General features: G+C 75.6%; 20 protein-coding genes and 1 riboswitch. Of the genes, 9 read left to right on the top strand and 11 right to left on the bottom strand.

The genetic code is table 11. From position 1 onward, the window contains the following. Window positions 1–40 precede the first annotated feature (40 nt). From AC3CHW_RS32835 to cobN, 4 genes are all read right to left on the bottom strand, one after another. Window positions 41–1,222, bottom strand: coding sequence for a macrolide family glycosyltransferase (locus tag AC3CHW_RS32835; RefSeq protein WP_488468899.1), 1,182 nt, complete (start codon window positions 1,220–1,222; stop codon window positions 41–43). Between the two features lie 222 nt (window positions 1,223–1,444). Further along, window positions 1,445–1,963, bottom strand: a complete 519-nt coding sequence (locus AC3CHW_RS32830; protein WP_488468898.1) for a nuclear transport factor 2 family protein — start codon at window positions 1,961–1,963, stop codon at window positions 1,445–1,447. Window positions 1,964–2,163: 200 nt separating this feature from the next. Further along, window positions 2,164–2,598, bottom strand: a complete 435-nt coding sequence (locus AC3CHW_RS32825; RefSeq protein ID WP_488468897.1) for an NUDIX hydrolase — start codon at window positions 2,596–2,598, stop codon at window positions 2,164–2,166. Beyond that, window positions 2,591–6,238 (bottom strand): cobaltochelatase subunit CobN, encoded by a 3,648-nt coding sequence (gene cobN, locus AC3CHW_RS32820; protein ID WP_488468896.1) that lies wholly within the window; start codon window positions 6,236–6,238, stop codon window positions 2,591–2,593. Before cobN ends, AC3CHW_RS32825 begins: the two co-directional genes overlap by 8 nt. A 53-nt stretch (window positions 6,239–6,291) precedes the next feature. After that, a riboswitch (cobalamin riboswitch) is annotated at window positions 6,292–6,365 on the bottom strand. Window positions 6,366–6,721: 356 nt separating this feature from the next. Between cobN and AC3CHW_RS32815 the strand changes: the two genes are divergently transcribed. From AC3CHW_RS32815 to AC3CHW_RS32805, 3 genes are all read left to right on the top strand, one after another. Continuing rightward, window positions 6,722–8,380, top strand: a complete 1,659-nt coding sequence (locus AC3CHW_RS32815; RefSeq protein ID WP_488468895.1) for a hypothetical protein — start codon at window positions 6,722–6,724, stop codon at window positions 8,378–8,380. Window positions 8,381–8,471: 91 nt separating this feature from the next. Continuing rightward, a complete protein-coding gene (locus tag AC3CHW_RS32810) occupies window positions 8,472–9,098 on the top strand; it encodes a precorrin-8X methylmutase (protein ID WP_176160151.1) in 627 nt (208 codons plus the stop codon). Next, entirely contained in the window at window positions 9,095–10,696 is a 1,602-nt protein-coding gene (locus tag AC3CHW_RS32805) for a precorrin-2 C(20)-methyltransferase (protein WP_488468894.1), read from the top strand. Before AC3CHW_RS32810 ends, AC3CHW_RS32805 begins: the two co-directional genes overlap by 4 nt. A 103-nt stretch (window positions 10,697–10,799) precedes the next feature. Here AC3CHW_RS32805 and AC3CHW_RS32800 read toward each other — a convergent pair whose 3' ends face one another. Beyond that, window positions 10,800–11,567 (bottom strand): cobalt-precorrin-6A reductase, encoded by a 768-nt coding sequence (locus AC3CHW_RS32800; RefSeq protein ID WP_488468893.1) that lies wholly within the window; start codon window positions 11,565–11,567, stop codon window positions 10,800–10,802. 428 nt (window positions 11,568–11,995) lie between these two features. Here AC3CHW_RS32800 and AC3CHW_RS32795 point away from each other — a divergent pair, with 428 nt between their 5' ends. From AC3CHW_RS32795 to AC3CHW_RS32780, 4 genes are all read left to right on the top strand, one after another. Continuing rightward, window positions 11,996–13,141 carry a cobalt-precorrin-5B (C(1))-methyltransferase gene (locus AC3CHW_RS32795; RefSeq protein ID WP_488471252.1) on the top strand — a complete coding sequence of 382 codons (1,146 nt, stop codon included), beginning with the start codon at window positions 11,996–11,998 and terminating at the stop codon, window positions 13,139–13,141. 323 nt (window positions 13,142–13,464) lie between these two features. Next, window positions 13,465–14,595 carry an FAD-dependent oxidoreductase gene (locus AC3CHW_RS32790; RefSeq protein WP_488468892.1) on the top strand — a complete coding sequence of 377 codons (1,131 nt, stop codon included), beginning with the start codon at window positions 13,465–13,467 and terminating at the stop codon, window positions 14,593–14,595. 112 nt (window positions 14,596–14,707) lie between these two features. Beyond that, window positions 14,708–15,691 carry a helix-turn-helix transcriptional regulator gene (locus AC3CHW_RS32785; RefSeq protein ID WP_488468891.1) on the top strand — a complete coding sequence of 328 codons (984 nt, stop codon included), beginning with the start codon at window positions 14,708–14,710 and terminating at the stop codon, window positions 15,689–15,691. Between the two features lie 80 nt (window positions 15,692–15,771). After that, window positions 15,772–16,239: a GNAT family N-acetyltransferase gene (locus tag AC3CHW_RS32780; RefSeq protein WP_488468890.1), complete on the top strand. Its 468-nt coding sequence runs from the start codon at window positions 15,772–15,774 to the stop codon at window positions 16,237–16,239. An 84-nt stretch (window positions 16,240–16,323) separates the two neighbouring features. Here AC3CHW_RS32780 and cobM read toward each other — a convergent pair whose 3' ends face one another. The 3 genes from cobM to AC3CHW_RS32765 all read right to left on the bottom strand — a co-directional run bounded on the left by cobM (window position 16,324) and on the right by AC3CHW_RS32765 (window position 19,431). Then, window positions 16,324–17,070, bottom strand: coding sequence for a precorrin-4 C(11)-methyltransferase (cobM, locus tag AC3CHW_RS32775; RefSeq protein WP_187064470.1), 747 nt, complete (start codon window positions 17,068–17,070; stop codon window positions 16,324–16,326). Next, window positions 17,067–18,455, bottom strand: a complete 1,389-nt coding sequence (gene cbiE / locus AC3CHW_RS32770; protein WP_488468889.1) for a precorrin-6y C5,15-methyltransferase (decarboxylating) subunit CbiE — start codon at window positions 18,453–18,455, stop codon at window positions 17,067–17,069. Before cbiE ends, cobM begins: the two co-directional genes overlap by 4 nt. A gap of 136 nt (window positions 18,456–18,591) precedes the next feature. Continuing rightward, a complete protein-coding gene (locus tag AC3CHW_RS32765) occupies window positions 18,592–19,431 on the bottom strand; it encodes a (2Fe-2S)-binding protein (protein ID WP_488468888.1) in 840 nt (279 codons plus the stop codon). A gap of 247 nt (window positions 19,432–19,678) precedes the next feature. Here AC3CHW_RS32765 and AC3CHW_RS32760 point away from each other — a divergent pair, with 247 nt between their 5' ends. Both AC3CHW_RS32760 and AC3CHW_RS32755 read left to right on the top strand, forming a co-directional pair. Further along, window positions 19,679–20,737 carry an enoyl-CoA hydratase/isomerase family protein gene (locus AC3CHW_RS32760; RefSeq protein WP_488468887.1) on the top strand — a complete coding sequence of 353 codons (1,059 nt, stop codon included), beginning with the start codon at window positions 19,679–19,681 and terminating at the stop codon, window positions 20,735–20,737. Window positions 20,738–20,788: 51 nt separating this feature from the next. Further along, a complete protein-coding gene (locus AC3CHW_RS32755; protein ID WP_381165639.1) occupies window positions 20,789–21,511 on the top strand; it encodes a transporter substrate-binding domain-containing protein in 723 nt (240 codons plus the stop codon). A 52-nt stretch (window positions 21,512–21,563) separates the two neighbouring features. Here the strand turns inward: AC3CHW_RS32755 and meaB are convergent, their stop codons facing one another. Genes meaB through mutA form a run of 3 tightly spaced genes read right to left on the bottom strand, consistent with a single transcriptional unit; the run spans window position 21,564 to window position 26,804 of the window. Beyond that, window positions 21,564–22,670, bottom strand: a complete 1,107-nt coding sequence (gene meaB / locus AC3CHW_RS32750) for a methylmalonyl Co-A mutase-associated GTPase MeaB (RefSeq protein ID WP_488468886.1) — start codon at window positions 22,668–22,670, stop codon at window positions 21,564–21,566. 4 nt (window positions 22,671–22,674) lie between these two features. Continuing rightward, complete coding sequence (gene scpA / locus AC3CHW_RS32745) at window positions 22,675–24,909, bottom strand: methylmalonyl-CoA mutase (protein ID WP_398609575.1); 2,235 nt, start codon at window positions 24,907–24,909, stop codon at window positions 22,675–22,677. Then, window positions 24,909–26,804: a methylmalonyl-CoA mutase small subunit gene (gene mutA / locus AC3CHW_RS32740; protein ID WP_488468885.1), complete on the bottom strand. Its 1,896-nt coding sequence runs from the start codon at window positions 26,802–26,804 to the stop codon at window positions 24,909–24,911. The genes scpA and mutA overlap by 1 nt, the downstream gene beginning before the upstream one ends. Between the last annotated feature and the right edge of the window lie 9 nt (window positions 26,805–26,813).

Genomic DNA, 26,813 nt, shown 5'->3' with positions numbered 1-26,813 from the left:
GCGGCGGCCCATGGCGCGGGGTCCGCGCCGGCCGCGCGGCTCAGCCCAGTGGCAGCTCCGCCTCGATCAGGTCGGCCGCGCGAGCCGTGCCGCCCTCCGCCCTGGCCTGGGCGCGCAGCTCGGCGAGGCGGCGGGCGACCTCGGCGTCGGAGGTGAGCGCGAGCAGGGCCGTGCGGAGCGCCTCCGGCGTGGCGTCCTCGGTGTCGAGGCGCCGGGCCACGCCGAGTTCGACCAGCCGGTCGGCGTTGGCGAACTGGTCGGCCGCCTGCGGCACGGCGATCATGGGAACGCCGCTGTCGAGCCCCTCACCGCAGCCGCCCATCCCGGCGTGCGTGACGAACGCGTCGGCCTGCCGCAACACGGCCACCTGCGGCACCCACGCGTGCACCTCGACATTGGCCGGGATCCGCCCCAGCGCGGCGGGGTCGGTGTACTTCCCGACCTGGAGCACGACGTGCCAGCCGGGCAGGTCGCCGAAGGCCGCCAGGCAACTACGGTAGAAGTCGGTCTGCCGGGTGTAGGCCGAGCCGAGCGAGACCAGCAGCACCTGTTCGGCGTCGGCCGGGCGCGTCCAGGAGCCCTGGTCGGCCCGGTCGCCCAGGCACGGCCCGACGAAGCTCACGATGCGCGGGTCCACGGTCTCGGCGTGCGGCTGCATGGCCCGCGGGATCATGACCACCGCACGCCTCGGGCGCCCGCCGAACTCCTCGGCGTCGGTCGTGGTGGCGCCGCACTCCGCCAGCCAGGCGGCGAACCGCGCGAAGTAGGCGTCCGCCCCCGGCAGCGCCCTGAGCTGGGCGCCCACCTCCTCCTCGAAGGTCTCCCAGGCGACGTGGCTGGGCGACAGTTGCACGGTAGGCCGGCCCTGCCGCTCCGCCAGCGCGCGGGCCGCGTAGCCGCCGATGTCGTACAGGTAGAGGTCCGCCGGGTCCGCGTCGTAGACGGCGCGCAGTTGCGGCAGCATGTGCGTGGCGTCGTCGAGGAAGAGGCCCATGGCGGCGATGGGGTCGGCCGGCCAGTCGTTGTCGGCCACCGGCAGCGTCGAGCGGTACGCGACCAGTTCGGCGTCGGTGGGGGCGATCACGTCGGCGACGGCCGGGTCGTTGGCGTAGGTGACCCGGTGGCCGCGGGCGACGAGCTCCCGGATGATCTCCAGGCTGGGCAGGACGTGGCTGACGGCGGGGATGCCGACCATGGCGATGTGGGCACGCTGGCGTGACATGGATGTGCTCCTTGGCGGTGCTACGGGAGATGGGCACGACGAGCCGACACCCAGGGATGGCGCGACGGTTCGACCGGTCGCGCCGCGAGCGCCGCTGGGCGTGGCGGGAACGGGCGCTGGGCCCGTCGTCGTGTCAGCCGTAGAGCTGCTGGAAGCACATGCCGGGGACGCTAGCGCGACGACCACCCGCGACGCCACCGCATTGCCGCCGCACCGTCGTCGCTACGGCCGCCCGGGGGGCACCGCACGCTCGGGCGGTGCCAGGTGGTCGGCCGGTGCCAGGCGCTCGGTCGGCCCGGCGAAGGCCAGGAAGACGGTGCGGGTGGCCAGCGACCACCGGCCGTCCACCCGTCGGAAGGTGTCCTCATAGTGCCCCACCTGCACCGGCGCGCCCGGAGACGCCATGCCGCCGTCATGGCCGTCGACGCGGTACGTCGTGAAGTAGCTGGTCGCGCTCGCCGTCGTCGGCGACAGGAGGGTGACCAGGACGTTCGTGCTCACGCGTCGCGAGAGCCGGTCGGCGGGGCGTGCGCCGAAGTAGGCACGCAGCGCGTCCCGGCCTTCGATCCTGCGGTCGCCGTCGGGCCACTCCCAGACCCCGTCGGCCGTGAAGAGGTCGGCCACGGCGGCCGGGTCGCCGAGGTCGAGTTCGCGGACGAACGCGGCGATCAGACGCTCGCAGGCACGCTCGGCGAGCAGGCGGTGAAGGGGGCTGAGGGAGGCGGGCTCGGCATTCGGCATCCTCGCCTCCTACCCGTGTGGCCGGCGCCGGCACACCTGGCCAGCGCTCCCCCACGCCCCCGCCGACGGCGCCCGTCGGCCAACGTACAGACCGACCCTGGGATCGCGTGGCGGGACGCGACGGGGCAGGCGGGTCGGCGGCGGCCAGCCGGCCGTGCCGCCCGCCTGCCGGGGGTGTGTGATCCGCTCGGGCGGTCGCGCTAGCGCGCCAGCACGCCGTCCGCGGTCAGCCGTGCCAGGACCTGTCGCAGCGCCGGGGCGCAGCGCTCCGTGTCGGCGGGGCGGTCCCGGAACCAGTCCAGTTCGGCGATCTCGCGGTCGGGTTGGAGAGCGCCGGTGGCCGGGCCGGTGTAGCAGGTCATGCGCAGCGGCCGGCCGCCCTGTCCGTGGGCCTCGTCCTCGATGACGAACGCCCGGGTCAGCTCCCGCGCGTCGGCCCGCACGCCCAGTTCCTCGCCGAGTTCGCGGGCCAGCGCCCGCGGCCCGCTCTCGCCGGGTTCGAGCTTGCCGCCGGGCAGGTAGAACCGGTCCTTGCCGTGGGTGCGGACGGCCAGCAGGCTTCCGTCGCGCACGCACAGCCAGGCCACCGACTCCAGGGCGGTGAGTTGGCTGGTGCGCTCGGTCCGCTCAGGCACCGGAATCCTCCCCGGCCGCGCCGTCTTCGAGGTTGCCCTCGGTCTCCAGGTACAGCTCCCGCACCGCGGCCAGCGTCTCCTGGTCGGGCTCGGCCCACAGGCCGCGGCTCTCGGCTTCGAGCAGCCGCTCCGCCATGCCGTGCAGGGCCCAGGGGTTGGCCTCTTCGAGGAAGGCGCGGTTCTCCGGGTCGAGCAGGTAGCTCTGGGCGAGCTTGTCGTACATCCAGTCGGCGACCACGCCGGTGGTGGCGTCGTAGCCGAAGAGGTAGTCGACGGTGGCGGCGAGTTCGAAGGCGCCCTTGTAGCCGTGCCGGCGCATCGCCTCGATCCAGCGGGGGTTGACGACGCGGGCGCGGAAGACGCGGGAGGTCTCCTCGTGCAGGGTGCGGGTGCGCACGGTCTCCGGGCGGGTGCTGTCGCCGATGTACGCGGCGGGAGCGGTGCCCTTGAGCGCGCGCACGGTGGCCACCATGCCGCCGTGGTACTGGAAGTAGTCGTCGGAGTCGGCGATGTCGTGTTCGCGGGTGTCGGTGTTCTTCGCCGCGACCGCGATCCGCTTGTACGCGCTCTCCATCTCCTCGCGCGCGGGGCGGCCGTCGAGGCCGCGGCCGTAGGCGTAGCCGCCCCAGACGGTGTAGACCTCGGCGAGGTCGGCGTCGGTGCGCCAGTCGCGGCTGTCGATGAGCTGGAGCAGACCCGCCCCGTAGGTGCCGGGCCGGGAGCCGAAGATGCGCGTGGTGGCGCGGCGTTCGTCGCCGTGCGCGGCGAGGTCGGCCTGCGCGTGGGCGCGTACGTAGTTGTCGGCGGCGGGCTCGTCGAGGCCGGCCACCAGGCGTACGGCGTCGTCCAGCAGGCCCACCACGTGCGGGAACGCGTCGCGGAAGAAGCCGGAGATGCGCAGCGTCACGTCGACGCGCGGGCGGCCGAGTTGGTCGAGCGGGATGGGCTCCAGGCCCGTGACGCGGCGCGACGCCTCGTCCCAGGTGGGGCGGACGCCGAGCAGTGCCAGGGCCTCGGCGATGTCGTCGCCCGCGGTGCGCATGGCGCTGGTGCCCCACAGCGAGAGGCCGACGGACTGCGGCCAGGTGCCGTCGTTGTCGGTGCGGTAGCGGTCCAGGAGGGAGTCGGCGAGCGCCTGGCCGGTCTCCCAGGCGAGGCGGCTCGGCACCGCCTTGGGGTCGACGGAGTAGAAGTTGCGGCCGGTGGGGAGCACGTTGACCAGGCCGCGCAGCGGCGACCCGGAGGGGCCGGCGGGTACGAAGCCGCCGCTCAGCGCGTGCACGGCGTGGTCGATCTCGTCGGTGGTGCGGGCGAGCCGGGGCACCACCTCGCGGGCGGCGAACTCCAGGATGGCCGCGACGTCCTCGCGCGTGTCGGCCGGGAGCGACGCGCAGACCGTCTCGGTCGCGGCGGGGTCCCAGTCGGCGTCGTCCATGGCCTGCACCAGCGTCCGGGCCCGCTCCTCGGCCTCGTCGGCGCCGATCCGGCTGTTGGTCGACTCGTCGTAGCCGAGCGCCTCGCGCAGCCCCGGCAGGGCCGTGGTGCCGCCCCAGATCTGGCGGGCGCGCAGGATGGCCAGGACGAGGTTGACCCGGTCGGCGGCGGCCGGGGCGCTGCCGAGCACGTGCAGCCCGTCGCGGATCTGGACGTCCTTGACCTCGCACAGCCAGCCGTCGACGTGCAGCAGGAAGTCGTCGAAGCCGTCGTCGTCGGGCCGGTCGGCCAGGCCGAGGTCGTGGTCGAGCTTGGCGGCCTGGATCAGGGTCCAGATCTGGGCGCGGATGGCGGGCAGCTTGGCCGGGTCCATCGAGGAGATGGCCGCGTACTCGTCCAGGAGTTGTTCGAGCCGGGCGATGTCGCCGTAGGACTCGGCGCGGGCCATCGGCGGCACCAGGTGGTCCACGAGCGTCGCGTGCACCCGGCGCTTGGCCTGCGTGCCCTCCCCCGGGTCGTTGACCAGGAAGGGGTAGACCAGCGGCAGGTCACCGAGCGCGGCGTCGGGGGCGCAGGCGGCGGACAGGCCCGCGTTCTTGCCCGGCAGCCACTCCAGGTTGCCGTGCTTGCCCAGGTGGACCATGGCGTCGGCGCCGAAGCCGCCGTCCTCCTGGGCGGCGGAGATCCAGCGGTAGGCGGCCAGGTAGTGGTGCGAGGGCGGCAGGTCGGGGTCGTGGTAGATGGCGATGGGGTTCTCGCCGAAGCCGCGCGGCGGCTGGATGAGGACGAGCAGGTTGCCGCGGCGCAGGGCGGCGAGCACGATCTCGCCCTCCGGGTCGCGGCTGGTGTCCACGAACATCCGGCCGGGCGGCGGGCCCCAGTGCTCCTCCACCGAGTCCCGCAGCTCCTTGGGCAGCTCGGCGTACCAGCGGCGGTAGTCGGCGGCGGGGATGCGCACCGGGTTGCGGGCCAACTGCTCCTCGGTGAGCCACTCCTGGTCGTGGCCGCCGGCCTCGATCAGGGCGTAGATCAGCTCGTCGCCGTTGCCGGACGCGAGCCCGGGCAGCGCGTCCTCGCCCTCCTCGGGGCCGAGGTCGTAGCCCTCGGCGCGCAGCCGGCGCAGCAGGGCGACGGCGCTGGCGGGGGTGTCGAGCCCCACGGCGTTGCCGATCCGGGAGTGCTTGGTCGGGTACGCGGAGAGCACCAGGGCCAGGCGCTTGTCGGCGGCCGGTACGTGGCGCAGCCGGGCGTGCCGTACGGCGATGCCGGCGACGCGGGCGGCGCGCTCGGGGTCGGCGGCGTAGACCGGCAGCCCGTCCTCGTCCACCTCCTTGAAGGAGAACGGCACGGTGATCAGGCGGCCGTCGAACTCGGGCACCGCGACCTGGGTGGCGGAGTCCAGCGGGGACAGGCCCTCGTCGTTGTCCTGCCAGGCGGCGCGGCTGCCGGTGAGGCACAGGGCCTGCAGGATGGGCACGTCGAGCGCGGCCAGCGCGCCGGCGTCCCAGGACTCGTCGTCGCCGCCGGCGGAGGCTTCGGCGGGCTTGGTGCCGCCCGCGGCGAGCACGGTGGTCACCACCGCGTCGGCCGCGCCGAGCGCCTCGATCAGCTCCGGTTCGGGGGCCCGCAGCGAGGCGACGAACAGCGGCAGGGGCCGTCCGCCGGCGTCCTCGATGGCGGTGCACAGCGCGTCCACGAAGGCGGTGTTGCCGCTCATGTGGTGGGCGCGGTAGTAGAGCACCGCGACCACGGGGCCGCTGGCGTCGGCGCGCGCGGTGCGCTCCAGCGGGCCCCAGGTCGGCGCGGCGTGCGGCGGCTCGAAGCCGTGGCCGGTGAGCAGCACGGTGTCGGAGAGGAACCGGGCGAGCTGGTCGAGGTTGGCGGGCCCGCCGTGCGCGAGGTAGGCGTGCGCCTCGGCGGCGATGCCGACGGGGACAGTGGACGCCTCCATCAACTGCGCGTCCGGGGCCTGTTCGCCGGTGAGGACGACGACCGGGCGGTCGCCCGCGAGCAGCAGGTCGAGCCCCTCCTGCCAGGCCCGTACGCCGCCGAGCAGGCGCACCACGACGAGGGAGACGCCCTCCAGGAGGGCGGGCAGGTCATCCAGGCTGAGCCGGGCCGGGTTGGCGAGCCGGTAGGGCACCGGGCCCTCGGCCGCACGAGCGCTGAGCAGGTCGGTGTCGGACGTCGACAGCAAAAGGATCATGCGGCAGCAGCCTTCCTCGGGGTCCGCGCCCCGGGCGGGTGGGAGGACGGCAGGAGTTCCTGGCTCGTCCGGCATCGCTGCCGAACTCACAGTGGCGGGACCGCGCCGGTCTCACACCGGCTTCCTCCCCTGGCGCCGTCGCTGGCGTCGGCGGACCGGGAGGCCCGCCGGGGAGCATAGTAACGACCGACCAGGGGCCGCGTCGCTGGCTCCGTTCCCGGTCAGGTGGCTGATAGCGACGCGGGGTCGCGGTGCGTGGGCGGGCCTGGTATGGGGGTCGCGGAGGGCGTGCGGGGGTGGGCCGGGGCGGCGGGGCGCGGGCTGTGTGCCCGGGCGTGGGGCGATGCGCCGGGCCGCCGGGCGGGGTGTGGGGGCGCGGCGCCGGGTGTGCGGGGCGGTGGTGGGTTCGGCGGCGTTCGGCCCGGGTGGGCTGACCTGGTGCGGGACGGTGCGGCCGGAGGGATCGTCGGTATGCTCGCCGCCATGCCTCTCACCCCGACAACCGCCCCAACTGGGGAGGAACCGCGCAGCCGCACGGGCGATGACGCCTGTCCCGGCGCGCTGCGGCTGCACCGGGCCGACGACGGCTTCCTGGCGCGCGTACGGCTCCCCGGCGGGTTGCTGACGGCGGACCAGGCGGAGGAACTGGCGCTGGCGGCCGAGGCGTTGGGCGACGGCGCGCTCGACCTGACCTCGCGGGGCAACGTGCAGGTGCGCGGGCTCGACTCGGGGTGCGGCGCCGAGCTGGCCGAGCGGCTGCGGTCGGCGGGCCTGTTGCCCTCCGACACGCACGAGCGGGTCCGCAACGTGGCCCTGTCGCCCCTGTCGGGGCTCGACGGCGCGGGGCGGGCCGACGTGACGGCCTGGGTCCGGGAGTTGGACGGCCTGTTGTGCGGGACGCCGGCCGCGGCGGGGCTTTCGGGGCGGTTCCTGTTCGCCGTCGACGACGGCCGGGGCGATGTGGCCGCGCTCGGCGCCGATGTGACATTGATCGCAGAGCCGGACGGTCGGGCCCTGCTGCGGGTGGGAACCGGCCCCGCGGCCGGTCGCGCGCCCGGGGCGCCCGCGCCCCAGCGGCCGACCGGCGCGCGCGCCGACACCTCGCCCGCCGCCCCACCCGGCGAGGGCGCCCCCGGCTCCGTCGCCGCGTGCGACGGGGCCGACCCCGCTCCGACGCTGCGCGTACCGGCCGACGCGGCGCCGCGCGCCGCCCTGTTGACCGCGCTCGCCTTCGCCGCGGCGAGCCGGGACAGCGGCGCGAAGGCGTGGCGGGTGTGGGAGTTGCCGGCCCGACACGCGCTCACGCAGTCGCGGATGCGCGCCGCGCTGGCGCGCGCGGGCATCGACGCCGAGGCGGTGCCCGCGAGCGAGGCCACCGCTGGCCGCACCGGTATCGGTACGCCGGAGACGGCCCCGCTCGACGCGGCCCCGGCCCCCGGCCTGGTCCCGGCGCCGGGCGGCGAGCGGGCCGCGCTGAGCGTGGCCGCGCCGCTGGGCCGCCTCTCCCTCGCGCAGTGGCGGCTGCTGGTGGCCGCGGCCCGCGCGGGGCGGGGTGAGATGCGTGTGACACCCTGGCGCGGCGTGGTGGTCCCGGGGCTCGCCACGGCCGACGCGCGGCACTGGTTGGGCGAGCTCGCCAAGGCCGGCCTCGTCACCGACGCCGCGTCCGCCTGGCACGGCGTCGGGGCCTGTACGGGGCGGCCCGGCTGCGCGAAGTCGCTGGCCGACGTACGAGCGGACGCGGCCGGCGCGCTGGCCGCGACCACGCCGTCGCCGACCACGCCGTCGCCGACCGAGCCGACGCCCGCCGACCGGCGACCCGAGCGGAGGTTGCCGGTGTACTGGTCGGGCTGTGAGCGCCGCTGCGGTCATCCTCGGGGCCGCTGGGTGGATGTGCTGGCGGGCGCCGAGGGCTATCGGATCTCGATCGAGGGTACGGAGCGTACGGCGGCCCGCCGGGTGGCGCCCGCGCCACGGCTCGGCGGGCCGACGCCGGGCGCGGCGGAGGCGGAGCGCGCGGGGATGCCGGACGCACCGGACCGCCCGGACGCACCGGGCCCGACGGAGGCGGCGGCTCCCGTGGGGCCGCTCCGGCTCGCGGAGTTGGCGACCACGGTGGCGGCGGCGCGACGCGTGCCGTGACCCGACATCGCCGCCCCGGTCGCGCCGGGGCCGGGCACAGCCCGAGGGACATCGAAGGCCATCAGGAACATCAAGGGACAACGAGGACACTGTGTTCGACTACGAGAAGGACGGCGCGGCCATCTACCGCGCCTCCTTTGCCACCATCCGCGCCGAGGCCGCGCTGGACGCCCTGCCGCCCGACGTCAGCCAGGTCGCGGTGCGGATGATCCACGCCTGCGGCATGGTCGACCTCGTCAAGGACCTCGCGTACACGCCGAACGTGGTGGCCGCCGCCCGGGCGGCGCTGCGCGCCGGCGCGCCCGTCCTGTGTGACGCGAACATGGTCGCCAGCGGCGTCACCCGCAAGCGGCTGCCGGCCGACAACGACGTGCTGTGCACCCTGGCCGACCCCACGGTCCCGGAGTTGGCGCGGCAGTTGGGCACCACGCGCAGCGCCGCCGCCCTGGAGCTGTGGCGCGACCGGCTCGAGGGGGCGGTGGTGGCCGTCGGCAACGCGCCGACGGCGCTGTTCCGCCTGCTGGAGATGATCGAGGAGGGCGCGCCACGGCCGGCGGCGATCATCGGGGTACCGGTCGGCTTCATCGGCGCGGCCGAGTCCAAGGAGGCGCTGGCCGGACACCCGGCGGCGCTCGACCACCTGGTGGTGCGCGGACGGCGGGGCGGCAGCGCCATGGCCGCCGCCGCGATCAACGCGATAGCGAGCGAGGAAGAGTGAGCGAGCAGCAGGAGCGGGCGGCCGACGCGCCGGAGCACGGCACGGGCAGGCTGTACGGGGTCGGGCTCGGCCCCGGCGACCCGTCCTTGATGACGGTGCGGGCCGTCGAGGTCATCACCGGCGCCGACGTGGTCGCGTACCACAGCGCCCAGCACGGCCGCAGCATCGCGCGCGCCATCGCCGAGCGGCATCTGCGCCCGGACCACATCGAGGAGCGGCTGGTCTACCCGGTCACCACCGAGTCGACCGACCACCCCGGTGGCTACCGGGGCGCCATGGAGGACTTCTACGCCGAGGCCGCGGCCCGGCTGGCGGCGCACCTGGACGCGGGCCGCACGGTGGCGGTGCTCGCCGAGGGCGATCCGCTGTTCTACGGCTCGTACATGCACATGCACAAGCGGCTCGCGGACCGCTATCCGACGGAGGTCATCCCCGGCGTCACCTCGGTGAGCGCCGCGGCGGCCCGGACCGGCAGCCCGCTGGTGGAGGCCGAGGAGGTGCTGACGATCCTGCCGGGCACGCTGCCCGAGGAGGAGTTGGCGGCCCGCCTCGCCGGCACGGACTCCGCGGCCGTGCTCAAGCTGGGGCGCACCTTCCCCACCGTGCGGCGGGCCCTGGAGCGCTCCGGGCGGCTGGCGGAGGCGCGGTACGTGGAGCGGGCCACGATGGGAGCCGAGCGCACCGCGGCGCTGGCGGACGTGGACCCGGACTCGGTGCCGTACTTCTCGATGGCCCTGGTCCCGAGCCGGATCGGCGCCCAACGCCCGGACCCGGACGCCGGCGAGACACGGCGCGCGGCGGAGCCCGCGCCGAGTGACGGGCTGGCGACGGGCGACGAGCCGGTGGCGGGCGGCGAGGTCGTGGTCGTCGGGCTCGGACCGGCCGGGCCGATGTGGCTGACGCCGGAGGCGCGCGGCGCCCTGGCGGCGGTCGACGACCTGGTCGGCTACACCACCTACCTGGACCGGGTGCCGGTGCGGCCGGGGCAGCGGCGGCACGCGTCGGACAACAAGGTGGAGGCCGTGCGGGCGGAGTTCGCCCTCGACCTCGCCCGGCGCGGGCGCCGGGTGGCGGTGGTCTCCTCCGGTGACCCCGGCGTGTTCGCGATGGCGACGGCCGTCCTCGAGGCCGCGTCCGTCGCCCCGTACCGCGAGGTACCGGTGCGCGTGCTGCCGGGGATGACGGCCGCGCACGCCGCCGCCGCCCGGGCGGGCGCGCCGCTCGGGCACGACTACGCGGTGGTCTCGCTGTCCGACCGGCTCAAGCCGTGGGAGGTGATCGCGGAGCGGCTGCACGCCGCGGCGGCGGCCGATCTGGTCCTCGCGCTCTACAACCCCGGCTCGCGCAGCCGCGTCTGGCAGGTGGGCAAGGCCCGCGAGCTGCTGCTCGAACACCGCGCCCCGGACACGCCGGTCGTGCTCGGCCGCGACGTGGGCGGCCCGGAGGAGAGCGTGCGCATCGTACGGCTGGCCGACCTCGACCCCGAGCAGGTGGACATGCGCACCATCCTGCTGGTCGGCTCGTCCCAGACGCGGGCGGTGCGCCGGGGGGACGGCACCGAGGTGGTGTGGACGCCACGGCGCTACCCGCCGCAGTGAGCTGAGGCCGGGGCGCGGGACGGTTCCGAAGGCCGTCGCAGGCGGGCGGCTCGGGGCGCGGTCACCCGGCGGGTGAGCGCCCCCGGGCCGGCGCCGCGTCGGCTCAGCCGAGTCGGGCCCGTAGCCAGCGCGCCGCCCGCGGCACGTCGTCGGCCACCGGCACCCCGGCGGGCACGGGCGGGCGGCGCACCACGACCACCGGGAGGCCGGCCTCGCGCGCGGCCGTGAGCTTGGCGGCGGTGGCCTGGCCGCCGCTGTCCTTGGTCACCAGCACGTCGATCCGGTGCCGCCGCAGCAGCTCCGCCTCGCCCGCGAGGTCGAAGGGCCCACGGGCGAGCAGGACCTCCATCCGGGGCGGCGCCGGCGGGCCCGGGGCGTCCACCGAGCGGACCAGGAACCAGTGCTCGGTCAGGTGCGCGAAGGCGGCCAGCCCCATCCGCCCGGTGGTGAGGAACACGCGCTCGCCGAGGCCGCCCAGCGCCCCGGCGGCCTCGTCCAGCGAGGCCACCGGGTGCCAGCGGTCGCCGGGGCCGGGGACCCAACCGGGGCGGCGCAGGGCGAGCAGGGGAACATGGGCGGTGGCCGCCGCCCGGGCGGCGTTGAAACTGATCGTCTCGGCGAAAGGATGAGTGGCGTCGATGAGCGCGTCCACCTGCTGCTCACGCATCCAGCGGGCCAGCCCGTCGGGCCCGCCGAACCCGCCGACGCGCACCTCTCCGGCGGGCAGCCGGGGCTCGGCGACCCGGCCGGCGAGCGAACTGGTCACGCGCGGCGGGCGCGCTCCGGCGCCGTCGCCCGTGGCGAGCGCCGCCGCGAGGAGGCGGGCCTCGGTGGTGCCGCCGAGGATCAGCACGTGGGGTGCCGCGGTCATCGTGGTACTCCCGGTGAGGCGGTGCGGGGTGGTCGCCCGCTGGACAGCCGCGGACGCGGCCGGCTCGCGGGCCCGCCGCTGGGGCGGAGCCACCAGCGCGGCGGGTGCCACGGCGCGCGCGGGCGCGCGCGTGAGCACCATCGGTACGGTACGCGCCGCCGCGACGCGCCCCGCCGCCTGGTCCCCGGGCCCGGGCCCGCTGCCGACCGGGACCCCGACGGCACAGGCGAGCGGCGCGGCCCGTGGCTGACCAGCGGCAGGGCCCCGGACAGGGCGACCGGAACGCGGCCGACCAGCGGCAGCGCGCGCGGAACGGCGCGAGCCCGGCGGTAGCGGAGGGCGGGCCGGCCGGCGCGGGTGGCGAACCGGTGGCCGTGGGAGGTGGTGAACCGGTGGCCGGAGGTGAACCGGTGGGCGGAGGTGAACCGGTGGCCGCGGGTGGCGAGCCGGTGGCCGTGGGCGGCCGGCAGGCCCAGCTTCAGCACACCGGGCTGCGGCCCGGCTGGACCACGGGCGCGTGCGCCACAGCCGCGACGACGGCCGCGTACACCGCCCTGCTCGGCGGCGACTTCCCGGACCCGGTGACCATCACCCTGCCGAAGGGGCAGCGGCCGGCGTTCGCGCTCGCGGCCGAGGAGTCGGGCCCCGACTGGGCGATGGCGGCCATCGTCAAGGACGCCGGGGACGACCCGGACGTCACGCACGGCGCGCTGGTGCGCGCGCGGGTACGGGCGCTGCCGCCCGGCTCCGGCGTGGTCTTCCGCGCCGGCCCCGGAGTCGGCACCGTCACCCGCGCCGGCCTGCCGCTGCCGGTCGGCGAGCCCGCGATCAACCCGGTGCCCCGGCAGATGATGCGCGAGCACGTCGCGGCGGTGGCGGAGCGGCTCGGCGGGAGCGGCGACGTCGAGATCGAGGTGTCCGTCGACCACGGCGAGGAGATCGCCCGGAGCACCTGGAACCCGCGTCTGGGCATCCTGGGCGGCCTGTCCATCCTGGGCACGACGGGCATCGTGGTGCCGTACTCGTGCTCCGCGTGGATCGACAGCATCCGGCGCGGGGTGGACGTGGCGCGGGCGGCCGGGCGCCGTCACGTGGCCGGCTGCACCGGCTCGACCTCCGAGAAGGTCGCCGCGGCCGAGCACGCGCTGCCGGAGGACGCGCTGCTCGACATGGGTGACTTCGCCGGCGCGGTGCTCAAGTACCTGCGCCGCCACCCGGTGGACCGGCTCACGATCGCCGGCGGCTTCGCCAAGCTGTCCAAGCTGGCGGCGGGCCACCTGGACCTGCACTCCTCGCGCTCCCAGGTGGACAAGGGCTTCCTGGCCGAACTCGCCCGCACCGGCGGTGCCGACGAGGAGTTGGCGACGGCGGTCGCGACGGCCAACACGGGCCTGGAGACGGTGCAGTTGTGCGCGGCGCGCGGCGTCCCGCTGGGCGACCTGGTGGCCGAGGCCGCCCGCGAACAGGCCCTGGGGGTATTGCGCGGCGCGCCGGTGGCGGTGGACGTGATCTGCATCGACCGGGCCGGCACGATCGTGGGCCGCGCCCGCCCACGCGGCCCACGCGACGACTGACGCCCCCTCAGCAGCGAACGAAACACCCACCGACAGCCGCCGGGTGCCTGGCGTGCGGTGGTTGGCGCCCGGCGCCTGGCGAGGCCCGTACCGCGACCGGATCGCGACAGCCGCGACCAACCGAGGGGCGGCCAGCCGACCACGCCCTACACGGGCAGCCGACCGCTCCGTACGCGGACAGCAGACACCAGACCTCAGACGCCAGACACCAGGCCAGGGCCGCCAACTCCTCGCCGGTCGCGGATACTTGTCGCCGGAAGTGGACAGGGCGGCGAGGCGGCGGATCGTACGGTCCCGGAGGAAGCGATCCTCTGGAGGCGTACATGGACAGTGGGCACGGTGGCGTGCGGACGGCCCTGGTCGTGGGGGCGGGTGTCGCTGGTCTGGCGGCGGCCACCGCCCTCGCGCGGACGGGTTGGCGGGTGGAGGTCGTCGAGGCCAACCCGGCACGCGAGACGACCGGTTGGGGGTTGAGCCTGACCGGGCCGGCGCTGCGCGCGCTGGCCGAGCTTGACCTCGCCGACACGTGTCTGGCCGAGGGCCACGGCATGAGCGTGATCACACACGTGAACGTGCGCGGTGAACCCACGGACCGGGTCGAGCTGCCCCGACTGCTCGGCGCGCGGCGGCCGGCGATGGTCGGCATCGCGCGCCCGGCCCTGCACCGCGTCCTGTACGCGGCGGCCGAGCGGTCCGGCGCGCTGGTGCGGCACGGGCTGACCGTCGCCGCGCTGGAGCAGGGGGCGGCGTCGGTCCGCGTGCGCCTGTCGGACGCGACCGAGCGGCGAGCCACCCTCGTCGTCGGAGCGGACGGGTTGCGTTCCTCGGTACGGGGACTGCTCGGCCTTCGGTCCTCGCCCGGCTACCACGGGCAGATGGTGTGGCGGGCGCTGGTCCCGCGCCCCTCGTGGGCGACCGGCATCCACCAGTTCGCCGGGACGGTCGACACGGCGGGCCTCGTCCCCCTCTCGGCCAGCCAGGCGTACGTCTTCCTGACGGAGAACGGGGTGGCCCACGACGTCCTCCCGGAGGCCGAACTCGCCCCGCGCCTGGCCCGGTTGCTGGAGCCCTTCCCCGGCCGGGTGACGGAGCTGGTCCCGCTGGTGGCCGCGTGCCGCGCGGTGGTACGCCGTCCGGTACGGACCCACGTCCTGCGGGGCGCCTGGAGCCGTGGCAGCGGCGTGGTCATCGGCGACGCCGCCCACGCACCCGCGCCACAGATGGCCAGCGGCGCGGCCCTGGCCATCGAGGACGGCCTCGTACTGGCCCAGGAGCTGGACCGACACAAGTCGGTCGGGGCCGGGCTCGCGGCGTTCACCAGCCGCCGCGCACAGCGCTGCCGAACGCTCGTGGAGACCTCGATGACCATCGCCGACCTGGAGCGGGCCCAGCGCCACGACGAGGCGTACCCGCTGGTCAACGCGTGTCACCGGCTGATGGCCGAGCCCGCGTGACCAACTGGCCCGCGCTTACGATGGGCTGTCGACAGGTCACACGAGGGCATCGGGCCTGGCAGGGGCGCCCCGGGCCCCCGGCCTCCGGCCCCCGGCCCCCGGAGGAAGCAGGATGAGCGCGTTGCCGGCTCCGCTGCGCGGATTCCTCCTCACCCGTTCCCGGAACCCCGTCGACCTGCTGAACGCCGCCACCCGCCTGTTCGGCGGCTCCGTCACCACGTCGCCGTTGGACGGCCTGTGCGCGGGGCGGCACGAACTGCGCGGGGTGGCCGCGCCCGACTTCGCCGTCGGCTACTTCGCCTCGCCGCTCACGGTGCGCGTCCGCGCGGCGGAGGGACTCCACTCCTACTTCGTCAACCTGAGCGTCTCCGGTGCCATCGCCGCGTCCCGCGACGGCCTGGACGCCACCCTGACCACCGCCACGGCCGGAGTGGTCAACCCCGGAGACACCCAGGAACTGCGCCCCGTACGGAACACCCCCTCGCGCTTCCTGGGGCTGCGGATCGACGCGGCCCTGGTCGACCAGGCGTACGCGGCACTGACCGGCGCTCCCCCGCGGTCCACCGTCCGCTTCGACTTCGCCCTGGACCTGGCCAGGCCCAAGGGTCGGGCCGTACACCTGCTCGTCCGCTCCCTGGTGGAGCAACTGGACTCGGGCGACCCCCTGTTCCAGCGGGCCGAACTCCAGCGCGGCCAGCTTCGCTGCCTCGTCACCGCCCTGCTGCTGGCCCAGCCGCACTCACACACCGACGCGTTGCGCGACGGCCCGCGCCCCGGTCACCCGCGCGCCCTGCGCGCGGCCCTCGCATACGTCGAGGCCCACCTGGCCGAGCGCATCACCCTCGCCGACATCGCCGACGCCGCCGGGTGCGCCCCGCGCACCATCAGCTCCGCCTTCCGCGACCGCCTTGACCTGTCCCCGCTGGCCTACGTGCGCGACCTGCGCCTGGACCGCGTCCGCCAGGACATCCTCACCACCACCGACAGCGTGGGCACGATCGCCTACCGGTGGGGCATCTCCCACCTCGGCCGCTTCGCCGGCGACTACCGCGCCCGCTTCCACGAACTCCCCTCCACCACCGCCGCCCGCCGGTAACACCCCACGCCCGAGGACCCGGAGGTCCGCGCGTAGGCGAAGCAACCCTCGTCCACGCGGATCCGGGCCACCATGGAGCCGTGAAGGACATCATCTGCCGCCCCGCCCAACCCCACGAGTTCGCCGCTGTCGCCGAGCTGCGGTGGCGGTGGGTGGCAGAGCTCCACGGACCGCCGGACGTCACGCTGGACGCGTTCGTCCCCCGGTTCGCGGCGTGGGCCCGGCAACACACGGCCTCACACCGGTGCGTGGTGTCGGTCCGTGGGGACGTCGTCATCGGCATGGCGTGGCTGGCGATCACGCAGCGCGTGCCACACCCGCGCGCGTTCGAGCGGCTGTCGGGCGATGTGCAGTGCGTGTACGTCGTGCCGGACGAGCGAGCCAGCGGCGTGGGCGGCGAGTTGATCGAGACGGTCCTGGCCTGGGCGGGCGAACTGGGCCTGGAGCGGGTGACCGTTCACTCCAGCGACCGGGCGGTCTCCGCGTACCGCCGGCACGGGTTCGCGGTCTCCCCGCGCCTGCTCCAGGCCGAGGTGGGGGAAACCTGAGCCGCCACCAACCCGCGCCCGACAGGACGCCGCACCCCGCAACGCCCGCACCCCGCAACGTCCGCACCACGCCCGCGCGGCGGGCTACGCCGGGCGCTCGCGGTCCACGGAGTACAGGTAGCTGTCGCTGAACTGCTCCGCGCCCAGCGTGCGGCCGACCATGATGACGGCCGTGCGCGTGATGTCCGCCGCGATGGTCTGCTCGGCGATGGTCTCCAGTGTTCCGCGCAGTACGAGTTCGTCGGGGCGGCTGGCCATGGCGACGACGGCGGCGGGGCAGTCGGCGCCGTAGTGCGGGAGCAACTCGGCCACCACCCGCTCCACGTGGCGGGCCGCGAGGTGGACGACGAGCAGGGCGCCGCTGCGGCCGAGGGTAGCGAGGTCCTCGCCCTCCGGCATGGGTGTGGCGCGCTGCGCGACGCGGGTGAGGATGACGGTCTGCCCGACGGTGGGCACGGTCAGTTCGCGGCCGAGCGCCGCCGCCGCCGCCGCGAACGCCGGCACACCGGGCACCATCTCGTACGGCACGCCGGCCGCGTCCAGTCGGCGCATCTGCTCGGCGACCGCGCTGAACACCGACGGGTCGCCCGAGTGCAGCCGGGCCACGTCGTGCCCGGCGGTGTGGGCGGCGACGAGTTCGGCGGTGATCTGGTCCAGGTCGAGCCGGGCGGTGTCCACCAGGCGGGCGTCCGGCGGGCACTCGGCGAGCAGTTCGCGCGGCACCAGGCTGCCCGCGTACAGGCAGACGGCGCAGCGCGCGAGGGTGCGGGCGCCGCGCAGGGTGATCAGGTCGGCGGCGCCGGGGCCGGCACCGATGAAGTACACCGTCATCGTTCTTCTCCTCGGTCCGGTCCGGTCGCGCGGTCGGCGCCCGGGGTGCCGGCGCGGCCGGCGGGGGTGGCTGTGCGGCCGGCAGGGGTGGCTGAGCGGCTGGCGGGGATGGCTGTGCGGCCGGCGGCGCGGGGGGCCTCGGCGTTCTTGGTCACGGCCCACTGGGTGACCGGCATGGCCTGGCGCCAGCCGGTGAAGCCGCCGACGGCGACGGCGCGCGCGACCGTGAGGCGCACGAGTTCGCCGCCGTGGCGCCGGTACCAGTCGGCCAGCAGCGCCTCCGACTCCAGCGTCACCGTGTTGGCCACCAGCCGGCCGCCGCCCGGCAGCGCGGCCCAGCAGGTCTCCAGGAGGTCGGGCGTGGTCAGCCCGCCGCCGATGAACACGGCGTCAGGCGTGGGCAGTTCGGTCAGCGCGTCGGGCGCCTTGCCGGTGATCACGCGCAGCGAGGGCACACCGAGGGCCGCCGCGTTGCGCTCGATGCGCGTCGAGCGCACCGGGTCGCGTTCGACGGTCAGGGCCCGGCAGGCGCGGTGCGCGCGCAGCCACTCGATGGCGATGGAACCGGAGCCGCCGCCGATGTCCCACAGCAGTTCGCCGGGGGCCGGGGCGAGCGCGGCGAGCGTCGCGGCGCGTACCCGGCGCTTGGTGAGCTGGCCGTCGTGTTCGTACGCGTCGTCCGGCAGCCCGGGCACGGTGGCCAGCCGGGGCGCGTCGGGGGTGGCGCGGCACTCGACGGCGATCACGTTGAGGGCGTCGCCCGGGGGGTGCGGCCAGTCGTCGGCCGTGCCGGCGAGTTGACGCTCGCGCTCGCCGCCGAGTTGTTCGAGTACGCGCAGGGTGCTCGGTCCGAAGCCCCGCTCGTGCAGCAGGGCCGCGACCTCGGCCGGGGTGTGGGCGCCGGCGCTCAGGACGAGCAGCCGCCGCCGGTCGAAGAGCCAGCGGTGCAACGTGGCCAGCGGTCGTCCGACGAGGCTGACCACGTCCGCGTCCTCCTGCGGCCAGCCGAGCCGCGCGCACGCGTACGCCACGGACGAGGGGTGGGGCAGCACGCGCAGCCGCTCGGCCCCCAACTCCTCGCTCAGCGCCCGGCCGATGCCGTAGCAGAACGGGTCGCCGCTGGCGAGGACGGCGACGCGGTGCCCGGCGTGCGCGGCGAGCAGGCCGGCGACCGCGGGGCGCAGCGGGGACGGCCAGGGGACCCGGCGTCCGGGGCAGTCCGCGGGGACAAGGTCGAGCTGGCGGGCCCCGCCGATCAGGACCTGGGCCTCGCGCAGGGCTTCGCGTGCGGTGGCCGTGAGCCCGCCCCACCCGTCGGCGCCGATGCCCACGACCGTCACTGGCCCGGCGTCGTCGGGGCGTGCGTCGGGTGGGTCGGCGTTCACGGGAGGTACCTCGGCGGTCGGGGATGGCAGCAGCCGCACTCTACTGACCTGCTGCGATCGGCCCGCGACCGGGCCGCCGTGCGATGACCCCGGCCCCGGCACCGCCCGGTCCCGGGGCTCGCTGGCCGGCCGTGGGTCAGCGTCCGGGCACGCGGGGCAGGACGCAGTCGCCGCACAGGCCACCGCCCGGCACCCGGTAGTAGAGGCAGCAGGTGCCGCGGCGGAACGTCGGGCGGGGGCCCGGGCTCCACTGGCCGGTGGAGCGCAGCGGTTCGGTGGCGAACAGGTCGCGGGCCAGCGTCCGCGCGCGGGCCGTGGCCGCCTCGCGGTCCTCGGTCGTGATGCCGTCGCCCGACCGCGCGGGCGCGTGCAGCCAGCCGTGGAGTACGCCCAGGGCGCCGGCCAGTGCCGAGCCGGCGTTCCCCCACAGCAGGGCGCCCGAGAGCCCGGAGGCCGTCGCGGCCACCCGGTGCAGCGGGGTCAGGTGCTGGTCGATGACCGTGGCCCGCACCCGCTCGGCCAGGTCCACGGCTGGTGCGGGGGCTACGGGGTCCTGCGGCGCGTCGGCGTCGGCGTCGGGCAGCCACAGCTCGCGCGGGGCGCTGTGCTCGGGGTGCCACCACAGGCGCCGCGGCTCCAGGCCCGGCACCTGGTCGGTCAGCGCGGCGCAACCCACCGCCAGCGACCACAGCCGCCCGGCCAGGCCCTGGAAGCTGAGCGAGGCCGCCACCCGGAGTTCGTCGGTGCCAAGGCGCCGTGCGACCGTGGTGTGGCGGTGGCGCAGCGCGGGCGGGGCGGCCTCCAGGCGGTCGGCGGCCGGTGGGCCCGCGGCGTACACCTCGGCGAGCGGCACGTAGCCCTCGGCCCGCGGGCCGGCCGGGCCCGGTGGGTCGGTGCGGACGGCGAAGAACGGCCCGATCCGGGCGGCCGTGTGCAACGCCTGGGTGGGCGACGCTGGCCTGGTGGGCTCGGGCATCGGTGTCGGCCGTCCTCTCCACATCTGGTCGGGGCCCGCGGTCGGGGCGCCCGACGCCTGGGCGCGGACCAGGCTAGCCGTACCGTCCACGGGCGTCGCGGCCCGGCCTTCGTGGGAGGAGCGGGGGGAGCGGGGGGAGTGTCCGGGTGGCGTGGGCCGGTTGAGAGGATCGCACCAGCAGCGCGCCAGGCCCAGCCATCGAGACCACGCGACGCGCCGTCGCGAGCGACCCGACCGGAGCGAACCGATGAACCACTCCCCCGCCGCCGAAGACGTCCTGACCCGCGTGCGCGGCAGGTCCGCCACGCTGACCCTCAACCGCCCCAAGGCCCTCAACTCCCTCAGCCACGCCATGGTGCGCGCCCTCGACGCCGCGCTGACCGCGTGGGAGCACGACGACGCGGTGCACACGGTGGTCATCGAGGGGGCCGGCGAGCGCGGCCTGTGCGCGGGCGGCGACATCCGCGCCATCTACGAGGACGCCCGCGCCGGCGGCACCGCCTCCCGCGCGTTCTGGCGCGACGAGTACGTGCTCAACGCCCACATCGCCCGCTACCCCAAGCCGTACGTGGCGCTCATGGACGGCATCGTGATGGGCGGCGGCGTCGGGGTCTCCGCGCACGGCGGGGTGCGCGTGGTGACCGAGCGCTCGACGGTCGCGATGCCGGAGGTCGGTATCGGCTTCGTGCCCGACGTGGGCGGCACGCACCTGTTGGCCTCCGCGCCCGGCGAGTTGGGCACGCACCTGGCGCTGACCACGGACCGGATGGCGGCGGGTGGTGCCATCGCGTGCGGCTTCGCGGACCACTTCGTCCCGGCGGAGCGACTGGGCGCGTTCAAGGCCGCGTTGGAGACCGGCACGCCGGCGGACGCGGTGGAGCGGTTCGCCGCGCCGGCGCCGGCCAGCGAGTGGGACGAGCACCGCGAGTGGATCGACGCGTGCTACGCCGCCGACTCCGTCGAGGAGATCCTGACCCGGCTGCGCGACTGCGGCGTGCCGGCGGCCAAGGAGGCGGCGGAGCGCATCGCGGGCAAGTCGCCCACCGCGCTGAAGGTGACCCTGAGCGCGCTGCGCCGGGCCCGGCGACTCGGCGCCCTGGAGCCGGTCCTGGACCAGGAGTACCGGGTCTCCTGCGCCGCGCTGACCACGCCGGACCTGGTGGAGGGCGTGCGCGCGCAGGTGGTCGACAAGGACCGCCGGCCCCGCTGGAGCCCGGCCCGCCTCGCGGAGGTGGGCCCGGCCGACGTGGAGCGGTTCTTCGCGGACCTGGGCCCGGAGGAGTTGGGCCTGGCGGCCCGCCCGTGACCGACGGTTCCGCGCGGCGACGAGCGAGGCGGGCGGCCTAGACTCCGGGCCATGACGAACGCGATCACCGACATAGCGCGGGACCTCGCCCCGCTCGGCACCCTGCGGGCCTCCATCAACCTGGGCAACCCGGTCCTGGCCCAGGGCACGCCGACGGCTCCGGCCGGCGTCACGGTGGACCTCGCGCGCGAGGTCGGCGCGCGGCTGGGCGTCCCGGTCGAGTTCCGCTGCTTCGACGCGGCCCGCAAGTCGTACGAGGCGATGGCGACGGGCGAGGCGGACCTGTGCTTCCTGGCCGTCGAGCCCGCCCGAGAGGCTGACGTCGCCTTCACCGCCCCGTACGTGCTCATCGAGGGCGTGTACGCCGTGCCCCACGGCGCGCCGTTCGCCACCGCCGCCGACGTGGACCGGGCGGGCGTGCGCATCGGCGTCAAGCGCGGGTCCGCGTACGACCTGTTCCTCTCCCGCACCCTGCGCCACGCCAGCGTGGTGCGCGGCGACGAGGGTGTGACGGCCTTCCGCGCCGAGGGCCTTGAGGTCGCGGCGGGCATCCGGGAGCCGCTGACGGAGTACGTCGCGGCGCAGCCGGACCTGCGCCTGCTCGCGGAGCCGTTCATGCACATCCGGCAGGCCGTGGGCACCACCAGGGACCGCGAGCCGGCGACGGTCGACTTCCTGCGCGACCTCGTGGAGGAGTTGAAGGCGAGCGGCTTCGTCGCCGACGCGCTGCGCCGCTCGCGGCAGTCCCCCACGCTGGTCGCCCCGGCCGGCTAGGCACGGCCCCGGCCGGCCGGGCGCGCGGGGCGCCCGGCCGGCACGGGCCGCCTCAGGTGCGGGGCGCGTCCCCGTTGAGCGACGCGCCGGGCTCCTCGCCGGTGGTCGGCGAGGCGAACGCGGCCAGGACGCGTTCGGCCGCGAGGGAGGCCGTGAGCGTGCCCTCCCGGACCTGGCGTTCGACCTCGGGGCCCACCCGGCGTACCGCGGGGTGTTCGCGGAGCTGGGTCAGAAGTTGGTCCCTGACCATCGACCAGACCCACTCCACCTGCTGGTCGCGCCGCTTGGCCTGGAGCGCGCCGGTCGCGTCCAGGACCTTGCGGTGTGCCTCGACGCGCTCCCACAGCGCGTCGAGGCCCGTGCCCTCGCGGGCGCTACAGGTCAGCACCGGGGGGTTCCACACCTCGTCCGGGTGCGGCGGCGCGTCGCCGCCGCGCGCGCCCGCGGGTCCGGCGGCGGGAGCCGACGACGGGGCCGTCTGCGGGCGCAGCAGCCGTAGGGCGCCGGCCAGTTCGCGGGCCGCGGAGCGGGCGTCGCGCTCGTGCGGGCCGTCGGCCTTGTTGACCGCCACCAGGTCGGCCAGCTCCACGACGCCCTTCTTGATGCCCTGGAGCTGGTCGCCGGTGCGGGCCAGGGTGAGCAGCAGGAAGGTGTCCACCATGCCGGCCACCGCCGTCTCGGACTGGCCCACGCCCACGGTCTCCACCAGCACCACGTCGTACCCCGCGGCCTCCATCAGCACGATGGTCTCCCGGGTCGCCCTGGCGACGCCGCCCAGGGTGCCCGAGGTGGGCGAGGGGCGGACGAAGGCGGCCGGGTCCACGGCCAGGCGCTCCATCCGGGTCTTGTCACCCAGGATGGAGCCGCCCGTGCGGCTGGAGGACGGGTCGACGGCGAGCACCGCGACCCGGTGGCCGCGCTCGGTGAGCAGGGTGCCGAGCGCGTCGATGAAGGTGGACTTGCCGACGCCCGGCACGCCGCTGACACCCACGCGGCGCGAGCCCCCCGCGTACGGCAGCAGCTCGATCAGCAACTGCTGGGCGAGCGCCCGGTGGTCGGGCCTGGTGGACTCCACGAGGGTGATGGCGCGGGCGATGTGCGCCCGCGAGCCCTCGCGGATGCCGCGTACGTACTGGTCGATGTCGATCTTGGGTGGCATGGGCTCACAGCTCGTGGCCGAGCGCCGCGCCCAGCGACGTGACCAGGTCGTAGGCGGCGTCGGGGATCACCGTGCCGGGTGGGAAGACGGCTGCCGCGCCCATCTCGCGCAGGGTCTCGACGTCCTGCGGCGGGATGACGCCGCCCACCACGATGGTGATGTCCTCCCGCCCCGCCTCGGCCAGTTGCTCGCGCAGCGCGGGCACCAGCGTGAGGTGGCCGGCGGCCAGCGAGGAGACGCCGACGATGTGCACGTCGGCCTCCACCGCCTGCCGGGCGACCTCGGCGGGGGTCTGGAACAGCGGGCCGACGTCCACGTCGAAGCCGAGGTCGGCGAAGGCCGTGGCGATCACCTTCTGGCCCCGGTCGTGCCCGTCCTGGCCCATCTTGGCGACCAGTATGCGCGGGCGCCGGCCCTCGGCCTCCTCGAAGGCGCGGACCAGCGCCCGGGTGCGCTCCACGCCTGATGACGTTCCTGCCTCGTCTCGGTACACACCGGAGATCGTACGGATCTGGCCGGAGTGCCGCCCGTACACCTTCTCCAGGGCGTCCGAGATCTCGCCGACGGTGGCCTTGGCCCGGGCGGCGTTCACCGCCAGGGCCAGCAGGTTGCCCTCCAGGCCGCCGCCGCGCTGGGCGCCGTCCCGGGCGGCGCCGGTCAGCGCCCGCAGCGCGTCCTGGCACGCCTGCTCGTCCCGCTCCTCGCGCAGCCGGCGCAGCTTGTCGATCTGCTGGGCCCGCACGGCGGAGTTGTCGACCTTGAGGACGTCGATCTGCTCGTCGCTGTCCACCCGGTACTTGTTGATGCCGATCACCGGCTGCCGGCCCGAGTCGATACGGGCCTGGGTGCGGGCGGCGGCCTCCTCGACGCGCAGCTTGGGGATGCCCGCGTCGATGGCCTTGGCCATGCCGCCGGCGGCCTCGACCTCCTCGATGTGCTGCCAGGCGCGGCGCGCGAGGTCGTGGGTGAGGCGCTCCACGTACGCGCTGCCGCCCCACGGGTCGATGGCTCGGGTGGTGCCCGACTCCTGCTGGAGCAGGAGTTGGGTGTTGCGGGCGATGCGGGCGGAGAAGTCGGTGGGCAGCGCCAGCGCCTCGTCGAGCGCGTTGGTGTGCAGCGACTGGGTGTGGCCCTGGGTGGCGGCCATGGCCTCGACGCAGGTGCGGGCGACGTTGTTGAACACGTCCTGCGCGGTCAGCGACCAGCCCGAGGTCTGCGAATGGGTACGCAGGGAGAGGGACTTGGGGTTCTGCGGGTCGAACTGCTTCACCAGCTTGGCCCACAGCAGGCGGGCCGCGCGCAGCTTGGCGATCTCCATGAAGAAGTTCATGCCGATGGCCCAGAAGAACGAGAGGCGCGGCGCGAAGGCGTCCACGTCCATGCCCGCGTCCAGCCCGGCCCGCAGGTACTCCACACCGTCGGCGAGGGTGTACGCCAGCTCCAGGTCGGCGGTGGCCCCGGCCTCCTGGATGTGGTAGCCGGAGATGGAGATGGAGTTGTAGCGTGGCATCTTCTGCGAGGTGTACGCGAAGATGTCGGAGATGATCCGCATGGAGGGCTGCGGCGGGTAGATGTAGGTGTTGCGGACCATGAACTCCTTCAGAATGTCGTTCTGAATGGTTCCGGCCAGCTTCTCGGGCGCGACACCCTGTTCCTCGGCCGCGACGATGTACAGCGCGAGCACGGGCAGCACCGCGCCGTTCATCGTCATCGACACGCTCATCTTGTCCAGCGGGATGCCGTCGAAGAGCTGCCGCATGTCGTAGATCGAGTCGATGGCCACGCCCGCCATGCCGACGTCGCCGGTCACCCGCGGGTGGTCGCTGTCGTAGCCGCGGTGGGTGGGCAGGTCGAAGGCGACCGACAGGCCCTTCTGCCCGGCGGCGAGGTTGCGCCGGTAGAAGGCGTTGGACTCCTCGGCGGTGGAGAAGCCCGCGTACTGGCGCACCGTCCACGGCTGGTTGACGTACATCGTCGGGTACGGGCCGCGCAGGTAGGGCGCGATGCCCGGGTAGGTGTTCAGGAAGTCGACGCCGGCCAGGTCCTCGGCGCCGTAGAGCGGCTTGACGCCGATGCCCTCGGGCGTCTCCCAGACCAGCGCGTCCTGGTCCTTGCCGGTGCTCTCGCGGAGCGCGGCGCGCCAGTCGTCGGCGGTGGGGCCGGGAGTCTCGCCCTCCTCGGCCAGTTCGACGTCCGCGAAGTTCGGGATCTGACCCGTCGCTGCTGCTTCGCCTCGCATCACGCAATCCCCATGGTGTCCAGGGCCGAGGTCAGCACCTCGACCGCGTCGCAGCCCGCGAAGACGAACTCGTCCACCCCGGCCCGCTCGTAGTCTTCCCGCCGCTCGCCGGGGCGGCCCGCCAGATAGACCCGGGTGGCTCCCGCGGCCTTGAGCCGGGCGGCGGCGTCCGCGGCCTGCTCGGCGTAGAGCTGGTCGGTCGAGCACAGGCAGGCGATCCGCGCGCCGCTGGCGGCGAACGCCTCGGCCACCGCCACCGGGTCGGTGCCGGCCTGTTCCCGCACGGCCTCGATGCCGCCGGCCTGGAAGAGGTTGGCGGCGAAGGTGGCGCGGGCGGTGTACGCGGCGGCCGGGCCGAGCGTCGCGAGGAAGACCTTCGGCCGCTCCCCCGCCGCCGCCCGGTGGGCGTCGCTGCGGGCCCGGAGCCGCTCGTACGCCTCGTCGCGGCGCACCCGGGGCAGGCCGCCCTCCGGTGTCGCCACGGCCGGGGCCGGCTCGCGCTCGATGGGGCGCTCGTCCAGCAGCGGGAACTCGCTGACGCCGGTGATCGGCTCCTTGCGCCGGGCGAGGTCCTTCGAGCGGCGCTGCCAGGTGGCGGCGAGCCGGTCGGGGATCAGCCCGGAGGTGAGCCCGCTGGCCATGCCGCCGGCGGCCTCGATCTCCTGGAAGAAGGCCCAGGCTGCCTCGGCGACCTCGGCGGTCAGCCGCTCCACGTACCAGGAGCCGCCGGCCGGGTCGATGACGCGGGCCAGGTGCGACTCCTCGATGAGGATGGAGGAGGTGTTGCGGGCGACGCGGCGGGCGAAGCCGTCGGACAGGCCCAGCTCGCTGTCGAAGGGCAGCACGGTCACGGCGTCGGCGCCGCCGACGCCGGCGCCCAGGGTGGCGACGGTGGTGCGCAGCATGTTCACCCACGGGTCGCGCCGGGTCATCATGACCGGCGAGGTCACCGCGTGCTGCCGCTGGGCGGCGCTGCCGCCGGCCGCGCCGCAGACCCGCGCGACCCTGGCCCACAGGCGGCGGGCGGCGCGCAGCTTGGCGATGGTCAGGAACTGGTCGGCGGTGGCCGCGTAGCGGAACTCCAGTTGCGCCAAGGCCGCGTCGACGGACAGTCCGGCCGAGGTCAGCTCGCGCAGGTAGCCGACGCCGGCGGCGAGCGAGCAGCCGAGTTCCTCGGCGGTCGAGCCGCCGGCCTCGTGGTAGGGCAGCGCGTCCACGCTCAGCGCCCGCACGCCCGGGTAGTCGCGGCTGGCCCGGCGGGCCAGTTCGGTGGCGGCGGGCAGGTGCCCGTCCAGGGCCTCGGCGCGGCCGGTGCGGGCCAGGACGCCGTACGGGTCGGCACCCAGGACGGCGAGCGCGGCGTGCTGGGGCACCTCGCGCTGGTCGTAGAGGGCGAGCAGGGCCGAGCCCGCGGCGGCGAAGTCGGGGCCCGCGTCGAGGGCGACGGTCACCAGGTCGAGGTAGACCCCGTCCAGGGCCCGGGGCAGCGCGTCGGTGGGCAGTCCCCCCTCGCCGACCGCCAGCCACAGCGAGGACACCCCGTTCTCCAGGTCCGCGAGGACCGCCTCCCGGGTGCGCTCGGGGTCGGGGTGCGCGTGGCGTTGGCGTACGTCCCAGCCGGCGACCGCCGCTCCCTCGGGCCGCCCGCCGCGCACGAAGGGGGGGAAGCCGGGGTAGCCGACGGCGGACGCGTCGGGGGCGTCGTCAGCGGTGTAGAGGGGACGGGCGAAGATGCCGTCTTGGAGCGGGGTTCTGAGCGCCTCCTCGGCCGCGACGCCGGTGGCGTCGGACGCACCGGACTTGCGCAGCACGTGGCCAACTAGCTGTTGCCACTGCTCTCGGGATGCGTCCGGGAACTCGGCTGCCAAGGGGAGCCCGTCGGGCAGGACCGTCATGCGACGGAG

The organism is Streptomyces sp. MGP-BFMKR1, from assembly GCF_057766585.1.
Note: the sequence above shows the minus strand (reverse complement) of the source record. Positions and strands in the feature narration are given on the sequence as shown.

What these genes read in the sequence shown, in the direction of transcription:
- AC3CHW_RS32815 (WP_488468895.1), top strand. Translation starts at nt 6,722, where the DNA reads ATGCCTCTCACCCCGACAACCGCCCCAACTGGGGAGGAACCGCGCAGC.
- AC3CHW_RS32760 (WP_488468887.1), top strand. Translation starts at nt 19,679, where the DNA reads ATGAACCACTCCCCCGCCGCCGAAGACGTCCTGACCCGCGTGCGCGGC.
- AC3CHW_RS32800 (WP_488468893.1), bottom strand. Translation starts at nt 11,567, where the DNA reads ATGACCGCGGCACCCCACGTGCTGATCCTCGGCGGCACCACCGAGGCC.
- AC3CHW_RS32785 (WP_488468891.1), top strand. Translation starts at nt 14,708, where the DNA reads ATGAGCGCGTTGCCGGCTCCGCTGCGCGGATTCCTCCTCACCCGTTCC.
- cobN (WP_488468896.1), bottom strand. Translation starts at nt 6,238, where the DNA reads ATGATCCTTTTGCTGTCGACGTCCGACACCGACCTGCTCAGCGCTCGT.
- scpA (WP_398609575.1), bottom strand. Translation starts at nt 24,909, where the DNA reads ATGCGAGGCGAAGCAGCAGCGACGGGTCAGATCCCGAACTTCGCGGAC.
- AC3CHW_RS32765 (WP_488468888.1), bottom strand. Translation starts at nt 19,431, where the DNA reads ATGCCCGAGCCCACCAGGCCAGCGTCGCCCACCCAGGCGTTGCACACG.
- mutA (WP_488468885.1), bottom strand. Translation starts at nt 26,804, where the DNA reads ATGACGGTCCTGCCCGACGGGCTCCCCTTGGCAGCCGAGTTCCCGGAC.
- cobM (WP_187064470.1), bottom strand. Translation starts at nt 17,070, where the DNA reads ATGACGGTGTACTTCATCGGTGCCGGCCCCGGCGCCGCCGACCTGATC.
- AC3CHW_RS32790 (WP_488468892.1), top strand. Translation starts at nt 13,465, where the DNA reads ATGGACAGTGGGCACGGTGGCGTGCGGACGGCCCTGGTCGTGGGGGCG.
- AC3CHW_RS32830 (WP_488468898.1), bottom strand. Translation starts at nt 1,963, where the DNA reads ATGCCGAATGCCGAGCCCGCCTCCCTCAGCCCCCTTCACCGCCTGCTC.
- AC3CHW_RS32755 (WP_381165639.1), top strand. Translation starts at nt 20,789, where the DNA reads ATGACGAACGCGATCACCGACATAGCGCGGGACCTCGCCCCGCTCGGC.
- AC3CHW_RS32835 (WP_488468899.1), bottom strand. Translation starts at nt 1,222, where the DNA reads ATGTCACGCCAGCGTGCCCACATCGCCATGGTCGGCATCCCCGCCGTC.
- meaB (WP_488468886.1), bottom strand. Translation starts at nt 22,670, where the DNA reads ATGCCACCCAAGATCGACATCGACCAGTACGTACGCGGCATCCGCGAG.